A 22,351-nucleotide genomic window follows, 5' to 3' on the forward strand; every position below is an offset into this window, starting at 1 on the left:
AGACCGGGTTCGCCGGGTCTGCGATTGAAAAGCCCAAGGGTTGTTCAATCAGGCAGTGAAACAAACTACCGAAGGTTTGTTTCAGGTCGATTAAAAGAGTTACACAAGCGATACGCAGCGGTAGTTCAGTCGGTTAGAATACCGGCCTGTCACGCCGGGGGTCGCGGGTTCGAGTCCCGTCCGCTGCGCCATACATGGCTTCAAGGCCTTGAACTCCTTGAAGCAAATAAAAAAGCCACCTCAGGGTGGCTTTTTTATTGCCTGAATTTTGCCTCACTGTCAGGGCAACTCCATCTGCCCTGGTGGATCAGCGCTCCCGCCGCTTACTTCGCCGGTTTGATCAGTTGCAGTTGTTGCCGGTAATCATCGGTCACCTGTCGCGCCTGACTGTTGTTGGTGACCACCCTTGGAGTGATCAGCACGATCAGCTCTGTGCGCTTTTTGCTTTTACTGGTATTGCCAAACAACCAGCGCAGCCCTGGCACGCGTCCCAGGTAGGGCACCGCTGCAACGCTGTCGGCATTGTCCTGCTTGATCAGCCCGCCGAGCAAAACGGTCTGGCCGCTTTGCACCGCCACTTGAGTGGAGACCGAGCGGGTCGAGATGCGCGGGTTGCCGTTATTGTCCGCTGCCTGGGTGTTGTCCGCATCGCTGACCTGCTGCTGAATGTCCATGTACACAAGACCGCCCGGATTGATCCGCGGCACCACATCGAGGATCACCCCGGTCTGCACGTATTCGACACTGCTCAGCGTGGTGTCGGAGACATTGGTGTTGACCGTGGTCTGGCTGATAGGAATGTTGTCGCCCACCTGAATCTGCGCCTGCTGGTTGTTCATGACCACCAGCGACGGTGCCGACAGCACTTGTGTGCGGCCGCTGGTTTCCAGGGCGTGCAGGGCGAATTGCAGGTTGCTGCTGACAAAGGAATAGAACAGCGAATCAGCGGCACCCAGCCCAGCGCCTCCGCCACCCAGCGCTCCCTGGCTGCCCGAGGCGTTGGCGACCGTGGTGCTGGCGGAGTTGCCGGCCAGGCGGCCCAGATACCATTGCACCCCCAGATCCAGTTCTCCGTTGAGGTTGACCTCCAGAATCCGGGTTTCGATCTGCACCTGCATCGGCGCATTGTCCAGGCGCTTGATCGCCGACTCGATCTCGGCCCATTGCGCGGGGCGGGTGCGGATCAATAACTGGTTGCTGCTTTTTTGCGCGGTGATACGCGTGCTGTCATCCAGGCGCTTGCTGGCGCCGGACTCGGGGCTGGCCATCTCGCTGTCGCTGCCCTCGGCGCTGTCACTGCCCATGTTGCTGCCGCTGTCGTCTTCAGGTTCTTCGCCAAGGCCATCTTCCTCATTCTGCTGCCTGTCGGTCTGCATGCCGGCATTGCTGCCGCTGCTGCCCAGCCCCATGCCGCCAGCGCTACCGTTACCGTTACCGCTGCCATTGAGCGAAGACAGCGAGCGGGTGCGCAAGCCGGGGGCGACCTTGGCGGCGCTGTCATCCTTGATCTGGCCGTTGCCGTAGATCTGCCGCAGGTACTTGGCCAGGTCAGTGGCCTTCATGTTGCGAACGTCGTACACGTACATCTGCGGTTCGTTGCCGCCGCCCTCGTCAATGGTGTGAATCCAGTCACCCACCTCACTGAGGTACTGCGGTTGCGACGAGATCGCCACCACCGAGTTGGTTCGTTCGATGGGCATGAACCGCACCATGCCGGCCAGTGGCATGCCACTGTCGGGGCCGAAGATCTTCTGCAGTTCAGGCATCAACTCGCCCACGGTGGCGCGTTGCAAGCCATAGACGCCAATCGACATGCCCTTGAGCCAGTCCACGTCGAAGGTATCGATGGTGTCCTGATAGTTGGCCAGTTCATCCGGCGTACCGGCCAGGCTCAACACGTTGCGCGCAGGATCGACCAGCAGAAAGGCGTTGTCACGAGCGAAGGGTTTGAGCAGTTTCTGCATCTCGGTGGCCGAGATGTAGTGCAGCGGAAACAGCCGCGCCGACAACCCGCTCGACGGCCGCGCCACCGGCATTTCAGGCACCAGCTTGCCCGCCACCGCCTGGTTGGCCGGCAGGATCACATAGCGGTCACCCTGCTTGATCATCGCGTTGTCGGTCCAGGACAACAGGGTTTCGAGGATCGATAACGCCTGCTGCTTGTTCACCGGCTTTGAGGTCGAGAAGCTGACATCGCCCTTGACGCCCTCGTTGATGCTGTAGTTTTCGTGCAACAGGTCGCCCATCACACTGTTGATCACCGCCTCGATCGGCTGGTTACTGAAATTGAACACGATATCGCCGCTGGCTTCTGCCGACGGTTTCGCGCCCGATGCCGGCTGCTGCGCACCCGGCCCGTGCACGAAGGTCTGGTTGCCGCGAATGATCTGCTGGCCCCTGGGCGCTGCGGCAGGTGCGTTAGCCTGCGCGGGCAGCGGGGCTGCCTCGGTCTGTGGCGGGCGTTGTGAACCGGTGCCATCGAGTGCTTCCTGCATCAATGCCGGGTCGTTTTCGAAACGCTCCGGTGCGGTGGCGCAACCGGCCAGTGCCACGGCGGTGGCCAGGCAGATAAGAGGGCTGCGCAAACGGGGAAACTCAAGGTAGCGATTGTTCATGGTGTGGGTACGTCTGGAAGGGTAATGAGGGGAGTTTTCGAAGGCGGTGGAAGGCGCAGCAGGGGCAGGCGCAACTCGCGGGTCTGGCCCTGATGCGTGAAGGTGGCTTGCTGTGGCGTGGCGCCGGTGAGCGTCCAGCCGTTATCGAGGCTGCTGCCGACGGCAAGCTTCAGGTGGCGTTTGTCCGGCATGCGCAGCAGCACCCATTGGGCCTGGCCATCGATGATCACGCCGCTGAGGCTGATGCCGTCCAGAGACGAAGCTTGCGCCTTGCCGGTGGCAAGGTCGGGCTTGCGGTCGGGGCTGAACATCGACTGCTGCCAGGTCAACGCCAGGGCCTGAGGCGGCAACGGCTGGGTCGGTTGCAGCGCCTCGGCAGGCGCCACTTCACGCGGCGGGCCCGCGGGTAGCCAGTCCACGGATTGTCCGCTGCCCAGCGCCAGACTGACGGCCGCAGCGCTCAGCAGCGCCGTGCTCGCCAGCAGCGCGAGGGTCAGTGTGTCAAGCCTCATGCTTCAGGCTCCCCGGTCGAGGCGCGGGCGCCTGTTGCAGATAGCCGCGCAGCAACAGGTGGACCTGCAGCCGTCCCGCGCCACCGCTGGCCGGGGCTGACGTTGCGCGCCGCAGGGTCAGGTTGTCGATATAGAGAAACGGCTGGCCGTATTCGACGTCGTGCAGCAGTTTGGCCAGAGGCTCCATCGCGCACTCCAGTGTCAGGCTGACTTTCACCTGACGATAGGGTTCTGCGCTGTCGCGCTGTTCAGTGATCGGCATGCGCTGGGTGACCTGGCAGCCCGGGCCCTGACTGGCGTGGGCCTTGACCATGTCGAGGCTGCGCTGCATCAGATCAGCGGCGACAGCGCTGGGGTCTTCACCCGGCAACAGACTGGTGCGGCTCGAAGGGTCGCGCCGCGCGGCCTGCAATTGCTGTTCGAGACTGTCTCGTTGCGCAAGGACCCCGGCGTAGCGCTGTTGCTGCGCACGCAGGCTGTCGGCTTGTTCTTGCAGAGCGCTCAAGGGATCGAGAAACCAGCTCTGCACCAGCAACCACCACGCCGCCCATAGCACCAGCGCCAGCACGATCAGTGCGGCACCACGACGTTCTCGTTGAGTCAATTCACGGCGCATCGGTGGTCTCCTTGCGTAACTGGGCGCGCAGCGAAAAACGCTCTTTGCCGGTGTCTGCGTCGGGCTGGATGATTCCCTGGAACTGCGCGTCCTGCAGGGTCTTGCAGTCCTTCATGCGGGTGATCAGGGCGCTGGCCCTGGCGCTTTGCCCGGCAATGGAAACCGCGCCGCCCTCGGCGATCTCCAGTTGTTCGACCCAGGTGTCGGCGCCCAGACAACCGGTGAGGTCGACCAGCAGGCTGGACAGCGTCGGCTGTGCGGCTTTCTGTTGCGCGAGGTAACGCGCTGCCCCTTGGGTGTTGATCAATTCGCGGCGCAGGTTCTGAACCTGCTGCACCTGGCTGCGTTGCTCATCGACGTGCTGTTGCATGGCGTCGACCATGGCCGTGCGCGCATCCAGCCACAGCGCCATGCAGGCGAATACCAGCGCACAGCACGCCAGCGCCAGGTAGCGGGGCAGACGCGCACCGCCGATGCGCGGCGGTTTCTGTTCGGCGGGCAACAGGTCGACGCCCAGTCGGGCGCCCTGCGCGTCGCGGCTGTCGACGCCGTGCAGCGCCAATCCCTGCGCCTTGCATTCATCGATGGCCGGTTGCAGACGCTCGCTCAGGATCGCCACCAGCAGCACCTGTGCCTGCATGCCTTCTTTGCCGATCACGCGGGCCACGTAGTGCATCTGATCGCGGGGGTAGGGCGTGTGCTTGTCGAGCTCGAAACCGATGACGTTGTGCAGGTCGCGCAACGCCGCCATCGGCAGCGACAGCGTTTGTGCCAGGACCATGCTGGCCGGCAATACCAGAATCAGGCGCTCATCGGCGTGCGGCGGGCTATCGCCTCGCAGTGGCCAGTCGATCAGGCGTTCGCGCACCTGGGGCAGCAGGCGCGCTCGTGCTGCCGCCGGCAACATGTTTTGCAGTTCGTGCAGCCATGCGTGCCACAGCTGTTGGGCGCGGCTGTCGCGCCACTGGCTGTGAACCCTGGACTGCAGCGGGCCAAGCCGTCTGGAAAATAAATGCTTCATTCTTGCCAGCGCAGGACCCGGTAAGGCCTGACACCCTCCTTCAATGGGTTCAGTAACAGGGTGACGCTCAGCGTCGTGGTAAAACCGCCCGGCAACGTTGCCTGGCTGTGTACGGTGATGACTGATCCTGCGTCGTCCGCCGTGCCGGTGCTTCCAGCCGTACCGGTTTGAGCCAGGTTCAATGCCCGGCGCAGCCAGGGCGAGGCCAGGCGCGCATCCGGCGCGGGCAACCCGCTCCACATCGTCAGGTGCGCACTGGCGCAGCGGTAAAGCGCCTGATCCATGCCCGGTAACTCGCGCACCTCCTCGATCACCCGTAGCGGTGCCGGGTTGCCGCCCCGGCGGCGCTCCAGCGTCTGCGCCAGTTGCCCGGCTCGCCCGGCCGATGCGCCGCACGCCTGCAGCAGCCGGTCGAACGACGCCACTGGGGCTGCGTTGACATCGAGCTTGCCAGCCTCACTGTTCAGGCTGACCTGCAACGTGGCCTCATCGAAACGCAGTGCGTGCGGCTGGCCGTCGGCCTTCCAGCGCCGCTGTGGGTCGCGGTCCAGTTGCGCCAGCACCGCCATGCCGACACCGGCTTCGGCGGCGAGTACCGCTTGCGTATGCTGGCGCTGCCACAGCGCCTGGCGATTTTGCAGGTGCACCCAGCCAATCAGCCCGGCCAGCAGCGTTCCCAGCAACGCCAGGACCCACAGCACCAGCAGCAGCGCGACCCCGCGTTGCTTGCTCATAACGCTTGCGCCTCGCCAGACAGATCCAGGCGCAGGTCGATGCTTTGCCGCGGCCAGGGCACGGGGCCTGCCAGTTGCGCATCGATGCGCACGCTCTCCGGCAGGCGCCCCGGCCACGGCCAGTGATCCAGCCAGTCGCTGGCGGCGCCCTGTGGCGAGATCCCGCGATAGCTGAAACGCACGCTGCGCACCTGATACAGCAGCACCTGCGGTTCGCCGACAGGCAACAGGCCTTGCTCTTGCAGGCGTTGCAGGCTGACCTGCAAGCGCTCACCCGCCGCCAGCGTCACGCTGTAGCGGTACAAACCGCCGCCCAGGCTGGCCATCAATGGCGCGTAAAAACTCAGGCTTTGTGGCTCACCGACAAACACCGGCGGCTGTTTGTCGCCGGGTGTGCCGGCCGCCAGGGGCAAGCTCTGGCCGAGGGCGTTGCGTAAAAAGTTCTGTGTCGAGCGCACCTCGTCCAGTCGTGTGCTGTAGCGCTCGGCCTTGGCCATCGCGCGGTTGGCGCCGGTAATGGCGCCGGCGATCAACATCAGCAGCACGCCCAGCAGGCTCAGCACCACCAACACTTCCAGCAAAGTGAACCCGCGCGACTGAAGTTTCATTGCTCAGCCCCGGCACCTGAACCGGCACTGCGCAGTTGCAGGCCGCTGTAATGCGCTGTGCGCGAGCCGTCGCTGACCTGCAGATCCAGCCGCCATGCATTGACCGAAGCATTGCCCGCCGGTAACGCGCTGATGTTCAGTCGCCAGTCCAGACCCGACCACCGGCCTTCGGTCAGCCCTGGCCGCAAGCGCTCGGCGCTGGCCTCATCCATCAGCGAGCGTGCCGCCAGGCTCAGCCGGTCACTGCGTTGAGCCTGTTGCAGCGCCCGCGCGCTGTGCCCGAACGCCACCACCAGCACACTGCTGCACACCGCCAATACCGCCAGGGCGGCGAGCATTTCCAGCAAGGTGAAACCGCGCTTACGCTTCAATTGAGCGTGCGCAACTGAACGTTGCCGGTGAGCCAATTGATGTCGACCCGCCAGCGTTTGTCGTTACGCGTCAGCAACAGATGGCCGCCGCTGGCGCCACCGTCCGGATAGAACTCGAACGCCGAACCCAGGCCATCAGCGGTTTGCAGTTGTACGTGCATGTCGCGGGGCAACTGCCGGGCTTTTTGCAACGGTCCCTGAAAGCGGCCGCTGTTCAAATCAAACTGCGTGCGCGCCGGTTGCCCGGTGACGATGGCCTGCACCCGTGCTGCGCGCAGGGCCTGGACCACTTCGCCCAGGGCGCGCCGCTCGCTGGCACTGTGCAGGCCTTTGCCCACGCCATAGCCCACCAGGCCGACGCTGATGCCGATCAACACGATCACCACCAGCAGTTCGAACAGGGTGAAGCCGCGGGCGCGGGGCAGGGCGCGCATGTTATTCCCAGTTACCGATGTCGGCTTTGTAGCCGTCGCCACCGGCCTGACCGTCCTGGCCGAAGAAGATCAGGTCAAAGCTGCCATGCTCGCCGGGGTAGCGATAACCGAAGGCGTGGCCAAACGGGTCTTTGAGGTCGGACTGCTTGGCGTACGGGCCTGCCCAGCCGGTGGCGTTCGCAGGCTTGGCCACCAGTTGCTGCAGGTTGGCAGGCGGCGAGCCGACATCCAGGCCGTAGCTTTCGATCTTCATGCTCAGGCTGGCCAGTTGCGCCTTGCCGGCGCCGTACTTGCCCTTGTCGACATTGCCGCCGACCTGACGCACAACGATGGTGGCGACGATGCCGAGCAAGACGATGACCGCGAGCATTTCCAGCAGGGTAAAACCGCCCTGACGACGGGCCGACTTAAGGGTTTTCATTGGGATGTTTCCTCTAAATGTTACTGGTCAGGCTCATCAGCGGCAGCATGATGGCGAGCATGATTACCGCCACCATCACCGCCATGACCACGGTCAGGCTGGGCACCAGGGCGGCGAGCATGCGGTCGATGCCGCGCTTGGCCTCGACATCGAAAACGTCGGCGACCTTGAGCAGCATGCTGTCGAGGTTGCCGGCCTGTTCGCCGACCTCGATCATTTGCAGTGCAAGCTCCGGCAGCAGCGGTTGTTCGCCGAACGCGTGCGCCAGCGTGCCGCCGCCCTTGACCCGCTCGGTGGCTTGCTCGACCTGGGCGCGCAGCGCGTGGTTGCCGCACACCTGGCGTACGATGTTCATGGCCTGCAGCAGCGCAACGCCGTTGCTCAGCAGCGTGCCCAGGGTTCGCGCCAGGCGCGCCGCTTCGATACGTTGCAGCAGCGGGCCGATGACTTTCATCGAGAGCAGGCGCCGGTCGTGTTGCTGGCGTCGCTGCGGGTCGCGGCGCAAGACGGCAACGCCCCAGATCAATGCAACGAGGGCGGCCAACAGCAGCAGGCCGTAAGCACTCAAAAACTCACCGAGGCCGAGAATCGCCTGGGTGATCAGCGGAATGGGCACGCCCAGATCGCGAAAGATCGGCACGAATTGCGGCACCACGTACGCCAGCAGCAACGCCAGCGAACCGAGTACTCCAACCACCAGAAAGATCGGGTAGATCAAGGCATTGATGACTTCGCCGCGCAGCTTCTGGCTGCGCTCAAGGTATTCACAGAGCTGGTGCAGGGTGTTCTCCAGCGAGCCGCCGGCTTCGCCTGCGCGGACCATGCTGATGTACAGGCTCGAGAACTGGCCGTGCTCTTCTTCCAGGGCCTGACTCAACGGCTTGCCGGCCTTGACCTGCTCACGAATGCGCTCGATCAGTGCCTGGCGCCTGGGGTCGTGGCTTTGGCGCAGTAATGTGCCTAACGCGCGCTCCAGCGGCTGGCCGGCGCCAATCAGTGTCGCCAGTTGCTGGGTAAAGCTGACCAGCGCGGCACCGTTCAGCGCATGACGGCGCAGGGCGGCGCCCAGGCCGCTGGTCGATCCTGCTTCCAGGCTGAGCAGCAACAGGCCGCGCTTTTGCACGATCGCCACTGCGGCATTATGGTCCGGCGCTTCCAGCGTGCCGTTCTGCGCGACGCCATCGGCGTCCAGCGCACGGTATTTGAAATGCGCCATGATCAATCGCCGCGCGTGACGCGCAGCACCTCTTCAAGCGAGGTCACGCCCGCGACGGCCTGGCGCAGGCCTTCTTCATACAGCGTGCGCAGTCCGCCACGTCGGGCGGCGGCTTCCAGCGTCGCGGCATCGGCCTGGCGCATCAGCAGGGTGCGCAGTTCTTCGTTCATCACCAGCAATTCGGTGATTGCGCTGCGGCCGTGATAACCGCCGCCCGGCAACTCGCTGGCGGGTTGGTACAGCATGATCGGCCGCTGCTCGGTAAAGCGGTCCAGGCCGTGTTCGGCGATCAGCTCGGCGGGCACCTCGAATGCGATGCGCGTCACAGGATCAAGCCGGCGCACCAGCCGCTGCGCCAGAATGCCTTTGACGGTCGAGGCAATCAGGTAGCTTTCGACGCCCATGTCCAGCAGGCGGGTGATACTCGCCGCCGCGCTGTTGGTGTGCAGGGTCGACAGCACCAGGTGCCCGGTGAGCGAGGATTGAATGGCGATCCGGCAGGTTTCCAGGTCGCGCATCTCGCCGATCATGATCACGTCCGGGTCCTGGCGCACGATAGAACGCAGGGCGCCGGCGAAGTCCAGGCCAATCGAAGGCTTGACCTGAATCTGGTTGATGCCTTCAAGCTGGTACTCCACCGGATCTTCCACCGTGATGATCTTGCGTTCAGCGGTGTTCAGGCGTGACAACGCGGTGTACAGGGTGGTGGTCTTGCCCGAGCCGGTGGGGCCGGTTACCAACAGAATGCCGTGGGGGTTTTCCAGCACATCGAGAAAATTCTGCAGGCGCTCGCCGTCCATGCCCAGGCTGGGGAAATCAAAACTCACGGTCTGGCGATCGAGCAGGCGCATGACCACCGACTCGCCAAAACTGGTGGGCACCGTGCTCACGCGCAGATCCAGTTCCTTGCCCTGGATGCGCAGCATGATCCGCCCATCCTGCGGCAATCGGCGCTCGGCGATGTCCAGCCGCGCCATGATTTTCAGGCGCGAGATGATCGCCGCCGAAGAGCTGGAGGGCGGCGCTTCCGCCTCGTGCAGCACCCCATCGATGCGGTAGCGCACCTTGAGCTGGCTTTCGAAGGGTTCGATATGAATGTCCGACGCGCGTTGTTCGACGGCGCGTTGCAAAATCAGGTTGACCAGGCGGATGACCGGCGCCTCCGAGGCCAGGTCTTTCAGGTGCTCGATGTCTTCTTCGGCGCCGCTGTGGTCGTCCATCGTTTCGATCAGCGAGCCCATGGCCGAGCGGCCCTGGCCGTAGAAGCGCTCGATGAGACCGTCGACTTCACTGGCCGGCCCAACCGACAGGTACACCGGCAACTGGCATGCATAGCGAATCGCTTCCAGCGCATAGCTATTACCCGGATTGGCCGCCAGCACGTGGATGCCGTCGGCATGTTTGCCGATGGGCAACAATCGGTGGTGACGCAGGAAGCGCTCGCTGAGGACGGGCAGGGCATCGCCGGGAATGGGTACCGCGTCGGCGACCAGCAGCGGCGTCTCCAGCGTCGATGCCCACGCCTTGGCCAGGTCCAGTTCCGAGACCAGGCCCAGGCGGGTGAGCAACTCGGTCAGCGAACTGCCCGGCGACTCTTGCGCCAGGCGCCGTGCCCGATCCAGATCACCTGTTTTCAGTCCGGCATTGGCCAGCAGCCAGGCACACAGTGCCTGCGTCGAGTGAGTGGCCAGTTGTTGGAGGTGAATAGGATTCAAAGTAGGGCACGACGTGGTGTTAATGAGTCGCCGGAGCGAAGGCGCTTTTTTAGTGCAGGTTGTTAGTTGGACGGTGTGGCGGTTTTATTCGTTGGGCGACCACGAGTGTTTTCGTCGGCTTGAACTTGCTTGTGCTGTTTTTTCTCGGTCTTTACTTTTTTGGCCTGGGTCATGACTGTGGAGTCAGGTGCGCCGGATACTGTTTCTTTTGTGTCGGACTCGGCCGCCATAGTTGTCGCGGCGAACGTCAGGGTCAGGGCGGCAATCGTACCAACTAGTGGCAATTTCATATGATGAATCTCCAGTTTTTTAACAATGTTGAAATGATGGCATCGCTCTGCAGAAGGGCGTTGACACGTGCTTAAGGCCTCGGATAGCCCGATTTTTCACAGGGGATCGATGCAGGTTTGGTAAAAATTGTTAAACCTACAGACCTATAGGTTTAGCCAAGGTTCACTGAGTGTGTCAAAAAATTTCCATGTGTTTCATGACTGTTATATTTCGTTTGACTTCAACTGAAAACAATTGTCTTAATTTAAATGTCGCGGGAATCCACCGCGTATTTAACTGGCGTAGTGCCAGTAGTTTATTTAAGTAGTTATATCGCCCAGGTTCTTTGCTTGCAGGCGCGTCATTTTTATTCGTCCGCTGTTTCATTATGAAGCACCGGTATAGGCGAACTATTGCCCGGAATAAAAGGCGTGTGGCGTGTCAACTGCGACCATTGCGCGCAGGCGATATCAGGAGTGTTTTTATCTATGCGAACCCGTAGAACGTTTGGTGCATTGGCTCTGTTGAGCCTGGCAATCGGTCATGCCAACGCGGCGACCACCCAGGAACAACTGGCCGCCAGAGAGGTGCGCGCCGACAAGGCGGCAGAGAACACCCTGGCGAAGATGACCCAGGAAGAAAAACTGGCCTACATCGGCGGCATCGGCGGCTGGGACGTCAAGCCGTTGTCTCAGTACGGTGTGCCGCAGATCCACGGCGCCGACGGCGGCGCGGGCATCCGCTACACCAGCGAAGGCAATGATCCAGGCGTGGTCTATCCGTCCGGTCCGAACCTGGCGGCCACTTTCAACCCGCGTCGCGCCCTCGATTTCGGCCGCGCGCTGGGCTACGACACCGCGACCGGCGGCTATCAGTTCGTCACCGGCCCCGGCATGAACCTGTATCGCATGCCGTGGAGCGGCCGTGCCTTCGAATACCTCTCCGGTGAAGATCCCTTCCTGGGCGCCAGCCTCGGTCCTGCGGTGATCAACGGTATCCAGCAGCGCCGTGTCTGGGCCGAAGCCAAGCACTATGCGGGCAACGATCAGGAAACCAACCGCTTCATCCTCAATCAGGTCATGCCCGAGCGTGTGCTGCGCGAGATGACGCTGCCGCCTTTCGAGTCGGCGACCAAGAACGGCACGGTCGCGATGATGATGTGTGCGTTCCAGAAGGTGAACGGCGAGTACGCCTGCGAGAGCGAGCACCTGATCGCCAACATTCTCAAGAAGGAATGGGGCTTCAAGGGCCTGGTACAAAGCGATTACAACGCCATCGTCAATGGTCTGCCTGCCGCCAAGGCCGGCACCGACCTGGACATGATGGGCGGCCAGATGAACAGCAAGGTGCTCAAGCCGTACCTGGACAGTGGCGAGCTGGACATGGCGACCATCGATGACAAGGTCCGCCGCATCCTCAAGAACATCTACCTGTACCAGTTCGACAAAATCGCCCCGTTGACCGCCCACAACATGAACAGCGCGACCAGCAACAAGGTTGCGCTGAACATCGCCCGTGAAGGTATCGTGCTGCTGAAGAACCAGAACGACGTGCTGCCGCTGGACAAGGCCAGGGTCAAGCGCATCGCCGTGGTCGGTGATCTGGCCAAGTACGCGCCACCCACCGGTTTTGGCAGTGCCCACGTCGATGCCACGCACTACATCAGCGAGCTGAGTGGCCTGCAACAGATGGCGCCAGGCGCCAAGGTCGAGTTTCTCGATGGCCTGTCGCTGGACCCTGCTGCCTCCAAGTGGACGACCACCGACAGCAAGGGCAACAACGTTGCCGGCCTGAAAACCGAGTTCTTCACCAACGCCAACTGGTCCGGCGATGCCTCGGCCACCCGTATCGACACCCACGTCAATATGGACTGGTCCACCGACGATCTGCCAAGCGATGGCGACACCGCCAACACCTCGATTCGCTGGAGCGGCCAGATGACGCCGGTCACCGGTGGCGAGCAGGTTTTCAAGGTGCGTGCCGACGGCGCCGTGCGCTTGTGGGTCAACGGCCAGAAGGTCATCGACAATGGCGATGGCGAGAACATCACCAACAAGAGCATTCCGCCGACGATTCCAGTGTCGGGCAAGATCAAGCTGGAAGCAGGCAAGGCGTACGACGTCAAGCTTGAATACTCGCGCCGCGACGGTTACCTGTCGACAATGGGCGGGCTGGTCGGTGTGCAGATGGCCTGGGCTTCGCTGACAGCACCAACCGATTTGTCGAACTACGACGCCGTGGTGGTCGCGGTGGGCAACAGCAACGAATACGAAGGCGAAGGTTTCGACCACAGCTTCGACCTGCCCGAGTATCAGAACGAGCTGATCCAGAACATCGCCAAGGCCAACCCCAACACCATCGTGACCCTGCACGGCGGCACGGCTTTGAAAATGAGCGACTGGATCGATCAGGTTCCGGCGGCGTTGCACGCCTTCTATCCAGGCCAGAACGGCGGTCAGGCACTGGCCGAGATTCTGTTTGGCAAGGTCAACCCGTCGGGCAAACTGCCGATCAGTATCGAGCGCAACATCGAAGACAACCCGTTGTACGCGGACTTCCCGAACTTCGATAACACCCGCACGCTCAAGGAAATCAGCTACAAGAACGACCTGACGATGCTCGGCTATCGCGGTTACGACAAGACCGGCACCAAGCCGTTGTTCGCCTTCGGCCATGGTCTGTCCTACACCCGCTTCAGCTACAACAACATCCAGGTCACGCCGGGCGTTGCCGTGGGCAACACGCCGATCAAGGTGTCGTTCGACCTGACCAACAGCGGCCAGCGCGCCGGCTCCGAAGTCGCCGAGCTGTATGTGGGCCAGCAGAACCCGAAAGTCGAGCGTGCCGTCAAAGAGCTCAAGGGCTACAAGAAGGTGTTCCTGAAACCGGGTGAAACCCGTCACGTGACCATCGAGCTCAACGACCGCTCGCTGGCTTACTACGACGACACCAGCAAGCAGTGGGTCGTCGATGCCGACACCTTCAACATCAGCGTGGGCGCGGCTTCCGACGATATTCGTCTCAATGCCAAGCTGGTCAACTCGTTCCGCCAGGAACTGTCGACCACCACCAGCAACCCGCTGCCACGCTCGGCGCTGAACTCGGTCAAGGCCACGCTGCCGGCGGTCAAGACCGGCGGCGTGTTCAATCAGGACGAAAACATCGACGACAGTAACGGTAACGCCGACTACGACGGCAACACCGAGTACTGATCACCCTTGCCGGGGCGATTCGGTTGTCGCGGATCCCCCGGCTTTACACCTGTATATCCCGTCTGACCTGGGCCATGTAGCTTTCAAAGCTGGCGACCAGGTCGACGGTTTCCGGAAAGCGCAGCCATTGCAGTTGCAGCCCGTCCATCATCGCCAGCACCTGCTGGATGATCAGGTCCAGGTCCACATCCCCCCGCACTTCCCCCGCCGCCACGAGGTTATCCAGCCGGGCGCGCATTCTTTGATGAATCATCCGGTAACGCGATTGGAACCACTCCCAGGCCGGATGCGACTCCACCAGGCTCTCGGCATTGAGAATACTGAACGCGCGAACGACACCGGGTGCTGTGGCGTTCGACCGGTTGATCTGTTGCAGCCCTTCAACGAAACCCTCAAGAGTCGGTTCGCTCTGCAGCGTGTCGGCGACGTTCTGATTGACCTCGTCCCGGCGCGCCAGCACGGCCATCAGTAGCGCGGCCTTGTTGGGGAAGTGGTGCAGCACGCCGGCGACAGAGATGCCGACCAGATCGGCGATGCGCGCAATCGACGCACCGGCATAACCTTCCAGTGAGAAAAGCCCGAGGGCGGCAACCAGTATTTCTTCACGGCGTTTTTCGCCCTTGGGGGCGCGGCGGTTTCGGGAAACAGTAGTGTCTGACATAAGCGTTTGTCTGGGGCCTCCATGGCGCACGGGTCTTATAGGTGCCCTGTTTAACGGCGGCGCTTTTTTTAATCAAGCCTGAAGGCCTGTTAAATCCACGTCCGTCGGCGCTGTAGCAAAATGTGTACTACAGGTGATGGGCTGAACTATATAGTTGGCAAAGTGCCATGGATGAGGCCCATTACCTTTATCGAGTGAGTTCTCCATGCTCCATCTTTTTGGTTTTCGCCGTGACAGGCGTGCGCTTGAGCAATTGTTGTCTTCCATTTCTCAAGGCGCCAGGCCGGACGTTCAGGGCTGTGCGGCGGCGGCTGCCGTCAACGACGCCTGGACGACCCTCGACGCAAGAAGTCGTACCGAGCAGCAACGTATCGATCAACTGGAGCAGGAACTGGAAGCGGCGCGCAGTCTTCTCGCCGAGGCAGCGGCTTCTGCAGCCGCCTATGAAACGCGCTTTGACCTGGTCAACCGAGCGTCCAGCGAAGGGCTTTGGGACATGGAGGTGGTTGCCGGTGACCCGGTCAACCCGAAAAACCGCTTCTGGTGGTCGCAACAATTGCGCAACCTGCTGGGCTTCACTGACGAACGCGATTTTCCCAACGTGCTGGCCAGTTGGGCCGACCGTCTGCACCCGCAGGACAAGCAGGCCACACTGGATGCATTTGCCAGGCACCTCAACGACAAATCGGGTCATACGCCTTATAAGGTGCGCAACCGGCTGGCGATGAAAGACGGCTCTTACCGGTGGTTCTATGCACAGGGTGAAACCTTGCGCGACGCCAGAGGCTTGCCCCTGAGAGTCGCCGGGTCGCTGCGTGACATTCACGATGAACTCGAGCGCGACCTTGAACATGACGTGATCATCACCCGCTTCGAGCTCGCCCGCGAGATGCTGTCTGACGGCTTGTGGGATATGGAGGTGATCGCGGGTGACCCGGTCAACCCGAAAAACCCCTTCTGGTGGTCGCCCCAGTTTCGTCGGCTACTGGGCTTTGAAACGGTCCAGGAGTTTCCGGATGTTCTGGACAGTTGGGCATCCCGACTGCACCCCGATGACAAGGAACGCAGCCTGACGGCCTTCGGTGCGCATTTGAATGACCGCACGGGCAAGACGCCCTTCGATATCGAGTACCGTCTGAAAATGAAAACCGGTGAATACCGCTGGTTCAGGGCGCGCGGCCAGACTCGCCGTGACGCCAGTGGTGCGCCCTTGCGTGTCGTCGGTGCCCTGGTGGATGTGAACCTGCAACATGAGCAGGAGGCACTGCGTGAAAACGAAGCCGAGCATCAGCGAAACCTGGAACAGAATATCACCCAGTTGACGCAGATCGTCGGCACCATCCAGAGCATCGCCAGCCAGACCAACCTTCTGGCGCTCAATGCGGCCATCGAAGCGGCGCGCGCAGGAGAGGCCGGGCGTGGTTTTGCCGTGGTCGCCGATGAAGTGCGCAAACTGGCCACCCGAACCACCGAGGCGACGGAGCAAGCAGCGAGCATGATGGGGCGTGGTGCCTGATTGCCCGTCTTTTACAAACCCTCGTGACGCATATAGCGCAAGGTCATCAGGCTTAGCGCTTTGATCCCCACCGCCAGGCTCGGGTCATCGACCTGAAAGCCTGGTGAGTGCGTCGGCCACACGGTCTGGCCTTCGAGTGCCTTGGGCGTCACGCCCATGCGCATGAAGATCCCCGGGATTTGCCGTGCATACTCGGCAAAATCATCCGCACCGTACGTGCCGTTATCGATCTTCACCGGTGTGGTCGATAGCTGTTGCAGCACCGGCAGCATGCGCTCGACCAAGGCGGTGTCGTTGTAGCCCGAGCGGTAGCCGCCGGGCAGGACCTCGACTTTCGCCGTTGCTCCCGACGCTTGCGCGATGCCCTGTGCGGTATTGCTCATGCGCTTGAGCACATCCTCGCGCTGTTCGTCGCTGACGGTGCGTATCGAGCCTTCCAGGCGCACCTCGGCCGGGATGATGTTGTGCCGGTCGCCGCCTTCGATACGCCCCACTGAAATCACCGGCGCCGGCAGCACGCTGAGGTTCGACTGGCGGCTGGGAATGGTCTGCCAGGCCAGGATCACCTGGGCGGCGACCGGCACCGGGTCGATGCCGGTCCATGGAAAGGCGGCATGGGTCTGGCGCCCGGTGATGTGCGCGACAAAGGTGTCGGCCGAGGCCGTGGTGCGCGCCTTGCTCAGGGTGAAGGTGCCAGCGGTGCCGGCGGTGACATGAATACCGAAGATCACCTCAGGCTTGGGTGCCTGCAAAACGCCTTGCTTGATCATCAGCGCCGCGCCGCCTTCTTCGCCCAGTGGCGGGCCTTCCTCGGCGGGCTGGAAAATCAGCTTCAGCGTGCCCGGCAATTCATCGCGGTGCGCGGCCAGCACTTCAGCCACGCCGATGGCCATCGCCATGTGCGCGTCATGGCCACAGGCGTGCATCACGCCGATGTCTTTGCCGCGGGTGCGCAGGTCGTTACCGATGTCCTTGGCGCGCACGGTCGAGGCGTACGGCAGGCCGGTGTTCTCGTTCAGCGGCAGCGCATCGAGTTCGGCGCGGATTGCGACCACCGGGCCCGGCTTGCCGCCCTTGAGAATACCGACCACGCCGGTGTGCGCCACCCCGGTCTGCACCTCCAGCCCCAGTTCGCGCAGGCGTTGGGCGATGCGCTGGCGGGTGTCGAACTCACGGTTGCCCAGTTCCGGGTGCTGATGAATGGCATGGCGCAGCTCGATGATCCCCGGTAAAAGCTGGCTGACCTGCGCGGGCAGGTCGGCCCAGGGATCGGCTGCAGTGTCGAAGGCAGCGGCCTGCGCCTGGCCCATGCTCAGGGCTAGCAGCAGTGCCGCGCCGATCAAGTCAGTACGTGAAGGCGATAGGCGGATAGTTGCCATTGAGCAGATAGTCCCCGATGGCCTTGTATTTGTAGGCCAGTGAATCGTGAGTGGTGTGGGTGCGGGCGTTGCGCCAGTGGCGGTCGAAGTTGTGCCGGGTTTGCGTGGTTGCCGCGCCACCCACTTCATACAGCCGCTCGCAGACATGCAGGGCCGCACGGGTCGAGGCGATCTTGGCTTCGGCGACGCTGATCGAGGCGCGGGCCAGAATGGCGTCCAGCGCTTCGCCTTCGGCCAGGCCTTGCAATTGCGCGGTGGCAGCTTTCTGCACTAGGCCTGCGGCTTTCTCGACCAGCGCCTGCGCGCCATGAATGCTTGCCGATAAGTCACCGATGGTGTGCAGGATGTACGGATCGTTGCTGGCTTTATCGACACCGCTTTCACGCACCGGACGCGAGCCATTGCGCGCCCAGGCGATGGCATCGTCCAGCGCGGCCAGGCCGATGCCGACATCCAGCGCGCAATGAATCAACTGCGCGCTGGCGCCGATGTAATTACGCCGCTGATACCACTGCGCCAGTGGAATGACCTGATCGGGATGCACCTGCACATTTTCCAGCAACGTGCTGCCGCTGGCAGTAACGCGCTGGCCCATGCCGTCCCAGTCGTCGAGCAAGGTCACGCCCGGCGTGCCGGCCGGCAGCATCACGTACACCGCATTGCCGTCTTCATCCACGGCCTGGATTTTCAGCAGGTCGGCGAACAGGCAGCCGGTGCTGTAGAACTTGCTGCCATTGAGTACAAACTGATCGCCGTGACGCTCCAGCCGGGTATGAATCTCGCCACGAAACACGCCACTGCGCTCGGCAATCGCGCCCGAGGACAATTTGCGTTCGGCAAAGGCGCCGAGGTATTCGCGCTGCTGGCGCTCGTTGGCGATCAGGCGCAGGTGTTCGACCGTGGCGAAATGCGGAAACAGCGCCTGGGCGACGCTGGGGTCGGCCTTGGCCAGGATCATGAAAATCTGCGCCACCTGAAGCTGATCGACATCGCCGCCGCCCAGCTCTTTTGGCACCCGCGCTGCGCCCAGCCCGGACTCGCGAATCAGGTCGAGCTGGGCAAAGGGCAGGATTCTGCCGGCATCGCGCTCGGCGGCGCCGGGTTGAATCCGGGCGGCCAGTTGTTCGGCCAGTGCTACGTAATCGGTCATTACTTCTTCCATCTGACAATCAGGCATCGGGGGAGGCGTCACGCAGCGCCTGGCGCGGGACACCGAACAACAGAATCAGGGCGCCACAGGTCACCAGACCCGCGACGATGTACAGCGCCAGGCTGATGCTGCCGGTATGGGTCTTGATCGAGCCGATCATGATCGGCGTCAGCAGGCTGCTGATCTGCCCGCAGCAATTGACCATCGCCAGCCCTGCAGCTTTGGCCTGATCCGACAGGTAATAGGTCGGAATGGTCCAGAACACCGCCGTGGCCACCAGATAGCCGCTGGTCATCAAGGTCAGCACGCTGATCGCCGTCCACGGGCTGAACAGAAAATTGGGCAAGATCAACATGGCGCTGGCCGCCACCAGGCCGCCCACTGCAAAGTGCCAGCGGCGCTCCTGACGCAGGTCGGAGTGATGGCAGGCGAGCAACATCACGCAGACCCCGACCACATATGGCAGGGCCGAGAACAGACCCAACTGGCTGAGGCTGGCCACGCCCGAATCGCGAATGATCGACGGCGCCCAGATATTGGTGACGTTGCCGGTGCACATGATGGTCAGGCAGTAGGCCAGGGTGATGAACCACACCTTGCGGTCCTTCAGCGCCTCGACGAAACGCTGGTGGCCGCCGGGTTTGCGATTGAGCCGCTCATTGGCCAGTGCCTGTTCGATGCGCTGTTTTTCATCCGGGGTAAGCCATTTGGCCGTGGCCGGTTTGTCGTCCAGCCAGTACCAGGCGAACAAACCCGCCATCACCGGCGGAATACCGGTGACCACGAACAGCCATTGCCAGCCGGTAAAGCCGCCCACGCCGGCAAAGTGGCCCATGATCCAGGTCGACAACGGCCCGCCGATGATCCCGCACACGGCAATCGCCATGATGAAGCGCGAGGTGATGCGTGCCCGGTAACTGGCCGGAAACCAGTAGGTCAGGTACAGGATTACACCGGGAAAGAACCCGGCTTCGGCGGCACCCAGCAGAATGCGCAGCACATAAAACTGCATCGGCGTCTGCGCAAAGGCGGTGGCGATGGTCACCAGTCCCCAGAGCACCATGATGCGCATCATGGTTTTCTTGGCGCCGATCTTTTCCAGCAACAGGTTGCTGGGAATCTCGAACAGCAGATAGCCGATGGAGAACACGCCGACAATGATGCCGAAGGTCGCGTCGCTGATGTTCAGGTCAGTCTTGAACTGCAAGTGGGCAAAGCTGATGTTCACCCGGTCCAGCCAATTGAGCACAAAGCACAGGAACAGGAACGGCATGATCCGCCAGGCCAGCTTGCGGTACAGCGCCTGATCGAACCCTTGGCTTTCTCCGGTCAGCCCATGCGCGGCTGGCGTAGCGTTTGAATGGCTCATGCGATCACCAGCTCACGTCGACTTTGGCGAAGTAGTACGCACCTTCCAGGCCGTACGGCGAATACCAGCTGTAGGTCGGGTTGTCAGTGGGGAAGAAGTAGAAGCGCTTGGCCTCGGCATTCAGTTGCTGCGGCCGGCGGTCAAAGATGTTCTCGCCGCCCACGGTCAGCTTCACCGAATCGGTCAGGTAATAGCCCAGGCTCAGGTCGGTGATGAAGGCGGCACGGATCTTCTCGTCGCGGCTCTCGGAAATCTGGTTTTGACCGACGACTTTGGAATAGCGCGTGCCCTTGAGATTCACGTCGAAGTCGCCCAGTTGCCAGGCCAGGTTCAGCGAGGTGACGTTTTTCGGGTAGGCGGTGGTCAGGTTGCCTTGACGGTCGCGGCCCACGGCGCTGACACCGGTGCCGGCCAGCGCGGCAGGCTCCTTGACCTTCTCGATAGTCTGCAGGCTCTGGTTGCTCAGCAGCGTCCATTGGGTCTTGCCGTACTGGCCGAGGTCGTAGCGATAGTCGGCGACCAGGTCGATGCCGCGGGTGCGGGTGTCGGCCAGGTTGCCGAAGTACGAGACGATCTGGTTGGGGTTCAGCCCTTGGCTGGCCAGCACGTTGGACACGGCGGTGCCTTGCAGGTTACTGGTCTGCAGGATGCGGTCCTTGATGTCGATCTGGTACAGGTCGACGGTGACATTGAGGTTGTCGGTCGGGGTGGCGACAAAGCCCAGGCTGTAGTTCAGCGAGCGCTCAGGGTCGAGTTTTTTCGCGCCCAGCGCACGCCCGGCGGCGTCGTCGACGGTCACATAACGGGTGGTGTTCTGCTCCAACTGGCCGGTAAAGCTGTTGGCGCGCCAGGCGGTCAGCGACGACGAATAGTTTTCCTGCTGCAACGACGGTGCACGGAAGCCATTGCTGACCGTGCCGCGCACCGCGAACTGCGGGGTAAAGGCATAACGGGTCGACAGCTTGCCGCTAGTGGTGTCGCCAAAGTCGCTGTAATGCTCGAAGCGCCCGGCCAGGCTGACATCCCATTTTTCGGTCAGGCTCTGGTTGAGGTCGACATAAGCGGCGGTGTTGGTGCGTGAATAGTTATGCGCATCCTGCGGGGTGAAACCGGCCAGGCCCGGTGCGCCGGGGTTGGGGCGCTGGCCGGCCAGCGGATGGCCGACCGGGAACACATAGCCGCCATCGCCATAGGAGGCGTAATCGCCGGCTTCGATTTCGAAACCGTCGCGGCGAAACTCCAGACCGGTTGCCACGTTCAGCGGCTTGGCAAACAAGCCAGTGTCGAAGCTGCGGGTCAGGTCGAGGTTGTTGGTCCACTGGCTGGCGATCAGATGGCCGCCGTCCATATTGCGCGGGCTGTCGGCACCGAACGACGGGTTCAGCGAGCGCTCGTTGCGGATGTTGGCGTCGTTGCGGCCATAACTGCTGCTCAGGTCCCATTTCCAGCCCAGCAGGTTGTCATTGCGCACACCGATCACGCTCTGGAAATCGTCTTCTTCGACGACAAAGCGCGGCGCGAAGCCTTCCGGGTACACCGAGACGATGTTCTGCGGCGAGTTAGCGGTGCGGTAGGTGCCCCAACTGGTGGAATTGCGGTGGCTGACGGTCGAGAACGAGTACAGGGTGACATCGTCGTTGAGCGGCAACTCGGCGTTGTAGCCCAGGTTGTAGGTCTGCGAGCGCGGCTGGCCGAGCTGCTGGCGATAGCGGCTTTCGCTGGTTTCCCGTGGGTCGGCCTGGCCGTTCTGCGGGAAATAGATGCGCGTCGAATCCGGCACGGCACCGGCGACGTTGGAGCTTTCCTGAATGCCGATGTCGGCGCTCAGGCTGAAGAAACCGTCGTTGGGCAAGGCAAAGCCCTGATTGATCTGCCCCTGGCCGCGTGCGCCGAAGTTGCCCTTGCCGCCGACCCGCTCACGGTACTGACCATACAACGCGCTGGCGCTGCCGCCATGGTCGTTGCCCTTGAGAATGATGTTGATCACCCCGGCAATCGCATCCGAGCCGTACTGCGCGGCGGCGCCGTCGCGCAGCACTTCGATGTGGTCCACGGCGCTGACCGGAATCAAATCCAGGTCGGCCGGCGACTGGCCGCTGGAGGTCGCGGCGGTCTGCACGAAGATCAGCGAAGTGTTGTGCCGGCGCTTGCCGTTGACCAGCACCAGCACATGGTTACCGCCCAGGCCACGCAAGGTCGCCGACTTCACCGCCAGACCGGTGCCGCCGGTAAAGCCTGCCGCGTTGGTGTACGACGGCACGCTGGCAGCCAGTGCATCACGCAGGTTCTGCTTGCCGGAGCGCGCCAGCGCTTCGCCGCTGATCACATCGATCGGCGCCAGGCTCTCGGCCACCGTGCGGCCGCTGTCGCGGGCGCCAGTGACCACCACGGTTTGCAGGGCGGTGTCCTGCTCATCGGCGGCCAGCGCCAACGGCGCCGTGCACAGGCCCAGAATACTGACGGTCAACAGGCTGAGACGGGGGCGAAACGGTCTGCAAGGGCGAAACATGCTGAGGCTCCAAATGAAGCGC

The 22,351-nt window shown here is 62.5% G+C and carries 18 protein-coding genes, 1 tRNA gene and 2 pseudogenes; 4 read left to right on the forward strand and 17 right to left on the reverse strand.

Features of this window, described 5'->3' with window-relative positions; genetic code table 11:
- The first annotated feature begins 114 nt into the window (after positions 1–114).
- Positions 115–191 (forward strand) — tRNA-Asp (locus tag ACYP2A_RS25565).
- A gap of 132 nt (positions 192–323) precedes the next feature.
- Here the strand turns inward: ACYP2A_RS25565 and gspD are convergent.
- The 12 genes from gspD to ACYP2A_RS25625 form a co-directional block, all read right to left on the reverse strand.
- Positions 324–2,615, reverse strand: a complete 2,292-nt coding sequence (gene gspD / locus ACYP2A_RS25570; protein WP_459748709.1) for a type II secretion system secretin GspD — start codon at positions 2,613–2,615, stop codon at positions 324–326.
- Positions 2,612–3,127: a hypothetical protein gene (locus ACYP2A_RS25575; RefSeq protein ID WP_459748710.1), complete on the reverse strand. Its 516-nt coding sequence runs from the start codon at positions 3,125–3,127 to the stop codon at positions 2,612–2,614. Before ACYP2A_RS25575 ends, gspD begins: the two co-directional genes overlap by 4 nt.
- Entirely contained in the window at positions 3,117–3,743 is a 627-nt protein-coding gene (gspM, locus tag ACYP2A_RS25580; RefSeq protein WP_459748711.1) for a type II secretion system protein GspM, read from the reverse strand. The genes ACYP2A_RS25575 and gspM overlap by 11 nt, the downstream gene beginning before the upstream one ends.
- Complete coding sequence (locus ACYP2A_RS25585) at positions 3,733–4,764, reverse strand: PilN domain-containing protein (protein WP_459748712.1); 1,032 nt, start codon at positions 4,762–4,764, stop codon at positions 3,733–3,735. The genes gspM and ACYP2A_RS25585 overlap by 11 nt, the downstream gene beginning before the upstream one ends.
- Positions 4,761–5,498 (reverse strand): type II secretion system minor pseudopilin GspK, encoded by a 738-nt coding sequence (locus ACYP2A_RS25590; RefSeq protein ID WP_459748713.1) that lies wholly within the window; start codon positions 5,496–5,498, stop codon positions 4,761–4,763. The genes ACYP2A_RS25585 and ACYP2A_RS25590 overlap by 4 nt, the downstream gene beginning before the upstream one ends.
- Positions 5,495–6,106, reverse strand: a complete 612-nt coding sequence (locus ACYP2A_RS25595) for a prepilin-type N-terminal cleavage/methylation domain-containing protein (RefSeq protein WP_459748714.1) — start codon at positions 6,104–6,106, stop codon at positions 5,495–5,497. The genes ACYP2A_RS25590 and ACYP2A_RS25595 overlap by 4 nt, the downstream gene beginning before the upstream one ends.
- A complete protein-coding gene (locus ACYP2A_RS25600) occupies positions 6,103–6,477 on the reverse strand; it encodes a type II secretion system protein (RefSeq protein ID WP_459748715.1) in 375 nt (124 codons plus the stop codon). The genes ACYP2A_RS25595 and ACYP2A_RS25600 overlap by 4 nt, the downstream gene beginning before the upstream one ends.
- Complete coding sequence (locus tag ACYP2A_RS25605) at positions 6,474–6,911, reverse strand: GspH/FimT family pseudopilin (RefSeq protein WP_459748716.1); 438 nt, start codon at positions 6,909–6,911, stop codon at positions 6,474–6,476. The genes ACYP2A_RS25600 and ACYP2A_RS25605 overlap by 4 nt, the downstream gene beginning before the upstream one ends.
- 1 nt (position 6,912) lies before the next feature.
- Positions 6,913–7,332, reverse strand: a complete 420-nt coding sequence (gspG, locus tag ACYP2A_RS25610; RefSeq protein ID WP_459748717.1) for a type II secretion system major pseudopilin GspG — start codon at positions 7,330–7,332, stop codon at positions 6,913–6,915.
- A gap of 13 nt (positions 7,333–7,345) precedes the next feature.
- Entirely contained in the window at positions 7,346–8,548 is a 1,203-nt protein-coding gene (gspF, locus tag ACYP2A_RS25615) for a type II secretion system inner membrane protein GspF (RefSeq protein ID WP_459748718.1), read from the reverse strand.
- A gap of 2 nt (positions 8,549–8,550) precedes the next feature.
- Positions 8,551–10,263 (reverse strand): type II secretion system ATPase GspE, encoded by a 1,713-nt coding sequence (gene gspE / locus ACYP2A_RS25620; RefSeq protein WP_459748719.1) that lies wholly within the window; start codon positions 10,261–10,263, stop codon positions 8,551–8,553.
- Positions 10,264–10,325: 62 nt separating this feature from the next.
- Entirely contained in the window at positions 10,326–10,553 is a 228-nt protein-coding gene (locus tag ACYP2A_RS25625) for a hypothetical protein (protein ID WP_459748720.1), read from the reverse strand.
- A gap of 468 nt (positions 10,554–11,021) precedes the next feature.
- On the opposite strand from ACYP2A_RS25625, the gene ACYP2A_RS25630 reads away from it, so the two are divergent.
- Entirely contained in the window at positions 11,022–13,745 is a 2,724-nt protein-coding gene (locus ACYP2A_RS25630) for a beta-glucosidase (RefSeq protein WP_459748721.1), read from the forward strand.
- A gap of 43 nt (positions 13,746–13,788) precedes the next feature.
- Here ACYP2A_RS25630 and ACYP2A_RS25635 read toward each other — a convergent pair whose 3' ends face one another.
- The gene (locus tag ACYP2A_RS25635) at positions 13,789–14,406 is read right to left on the reverse strand and encodes a TetR/AcrR family transcriptional regulator (protein ID WP_459748722.1); all 618 of its coding nucleotides are present in this window, start codon (positions 14,404–14,406) and stop codon (positions 13,789–13,791) included.
- Between the two features lie 496 nt (positions 14,407–14,902).
- On the opposite strand from ACYP2A_RS25635, the pseudogene ACYP2A_RS25640 reads away from it, so the two are divergent.
- Positions 14,903–15,202 (forward strand): annotated as a pseudogene (locus ACYP2A_RS25640) (PAS domain-containing protein); the annotation flags it as partial.
- Positions 15,176–15,907, forward strand: a pseudogene (locus ACYP2A_RS25645) (methyl-accepting chemotaxis protein); the annotation flags it as partial. The pseudogenes ACYP2A_RS25640 and ACYP2A_RS25645, both read left to right, overlap by 27 nt.
- 26 nt (positions 15,908–15,933) lie before the next feature.
- Here the strand turns inward: ACYP2A_RS25645 and ACYP2A_RS25650 are convergent.
- From ACYP2A_RS25650 to ACYP2A_RS25665, 4 genes are read right to left on the reverse strand one after another with little or no spacing between them, the layout of a single operon-like run.
- Entirely contained in the window at positions 15,934–17,301 is a 1,368-nt protein-coding gene (locus ACYP2A_RS25650; protein WP_459748723.1) for an amidohydrolase, read from the reverse strand.
- Positions 17,267–18,451, reverse strand: coding sequence for an acyl-CoA dehydrogenase family protein (locus ACYP2A_RS25655; protein WP_459748724.1), 1,185 nt, complete (start codon positions 18,449–18,451; stop codon positions 17,267–17,269). The genes ACYP2A_RS25650 and ACYP2A_RS25655 overlap by 35 nt, the downstream gene beginning before the upstream one ends.
- A 19-nt stretch (positions 18,452–18,470) precedes the next feature.
- Entirely contained in the window at positions 18,471–19,820 is a 1,350-nt protein-coding gene (locus ACYP2A_RS25660; protein WP_459748725.1) for an MFS transporter, read from the reverse strand.
- Between the two features lie 4 nt (positions 19,821–19,824).
- Positions 19,825–22,329, reverse strand: a complete 2,505-nt coding sequence (locus tag ACYP2A_RS25665) for a TonB-dependent receptor plug domain-containing protein (RefSeq protein WP_459748726.1) — start codon at positions 22,327–22,329, stop codon at positions 19,825–19,827.
- Positions 22,330–22,351: the final 22 nt, after the last annotated feature.

Source organism: Pseudomonas sp. 3A(2025) (assembly GCF_054589175.1).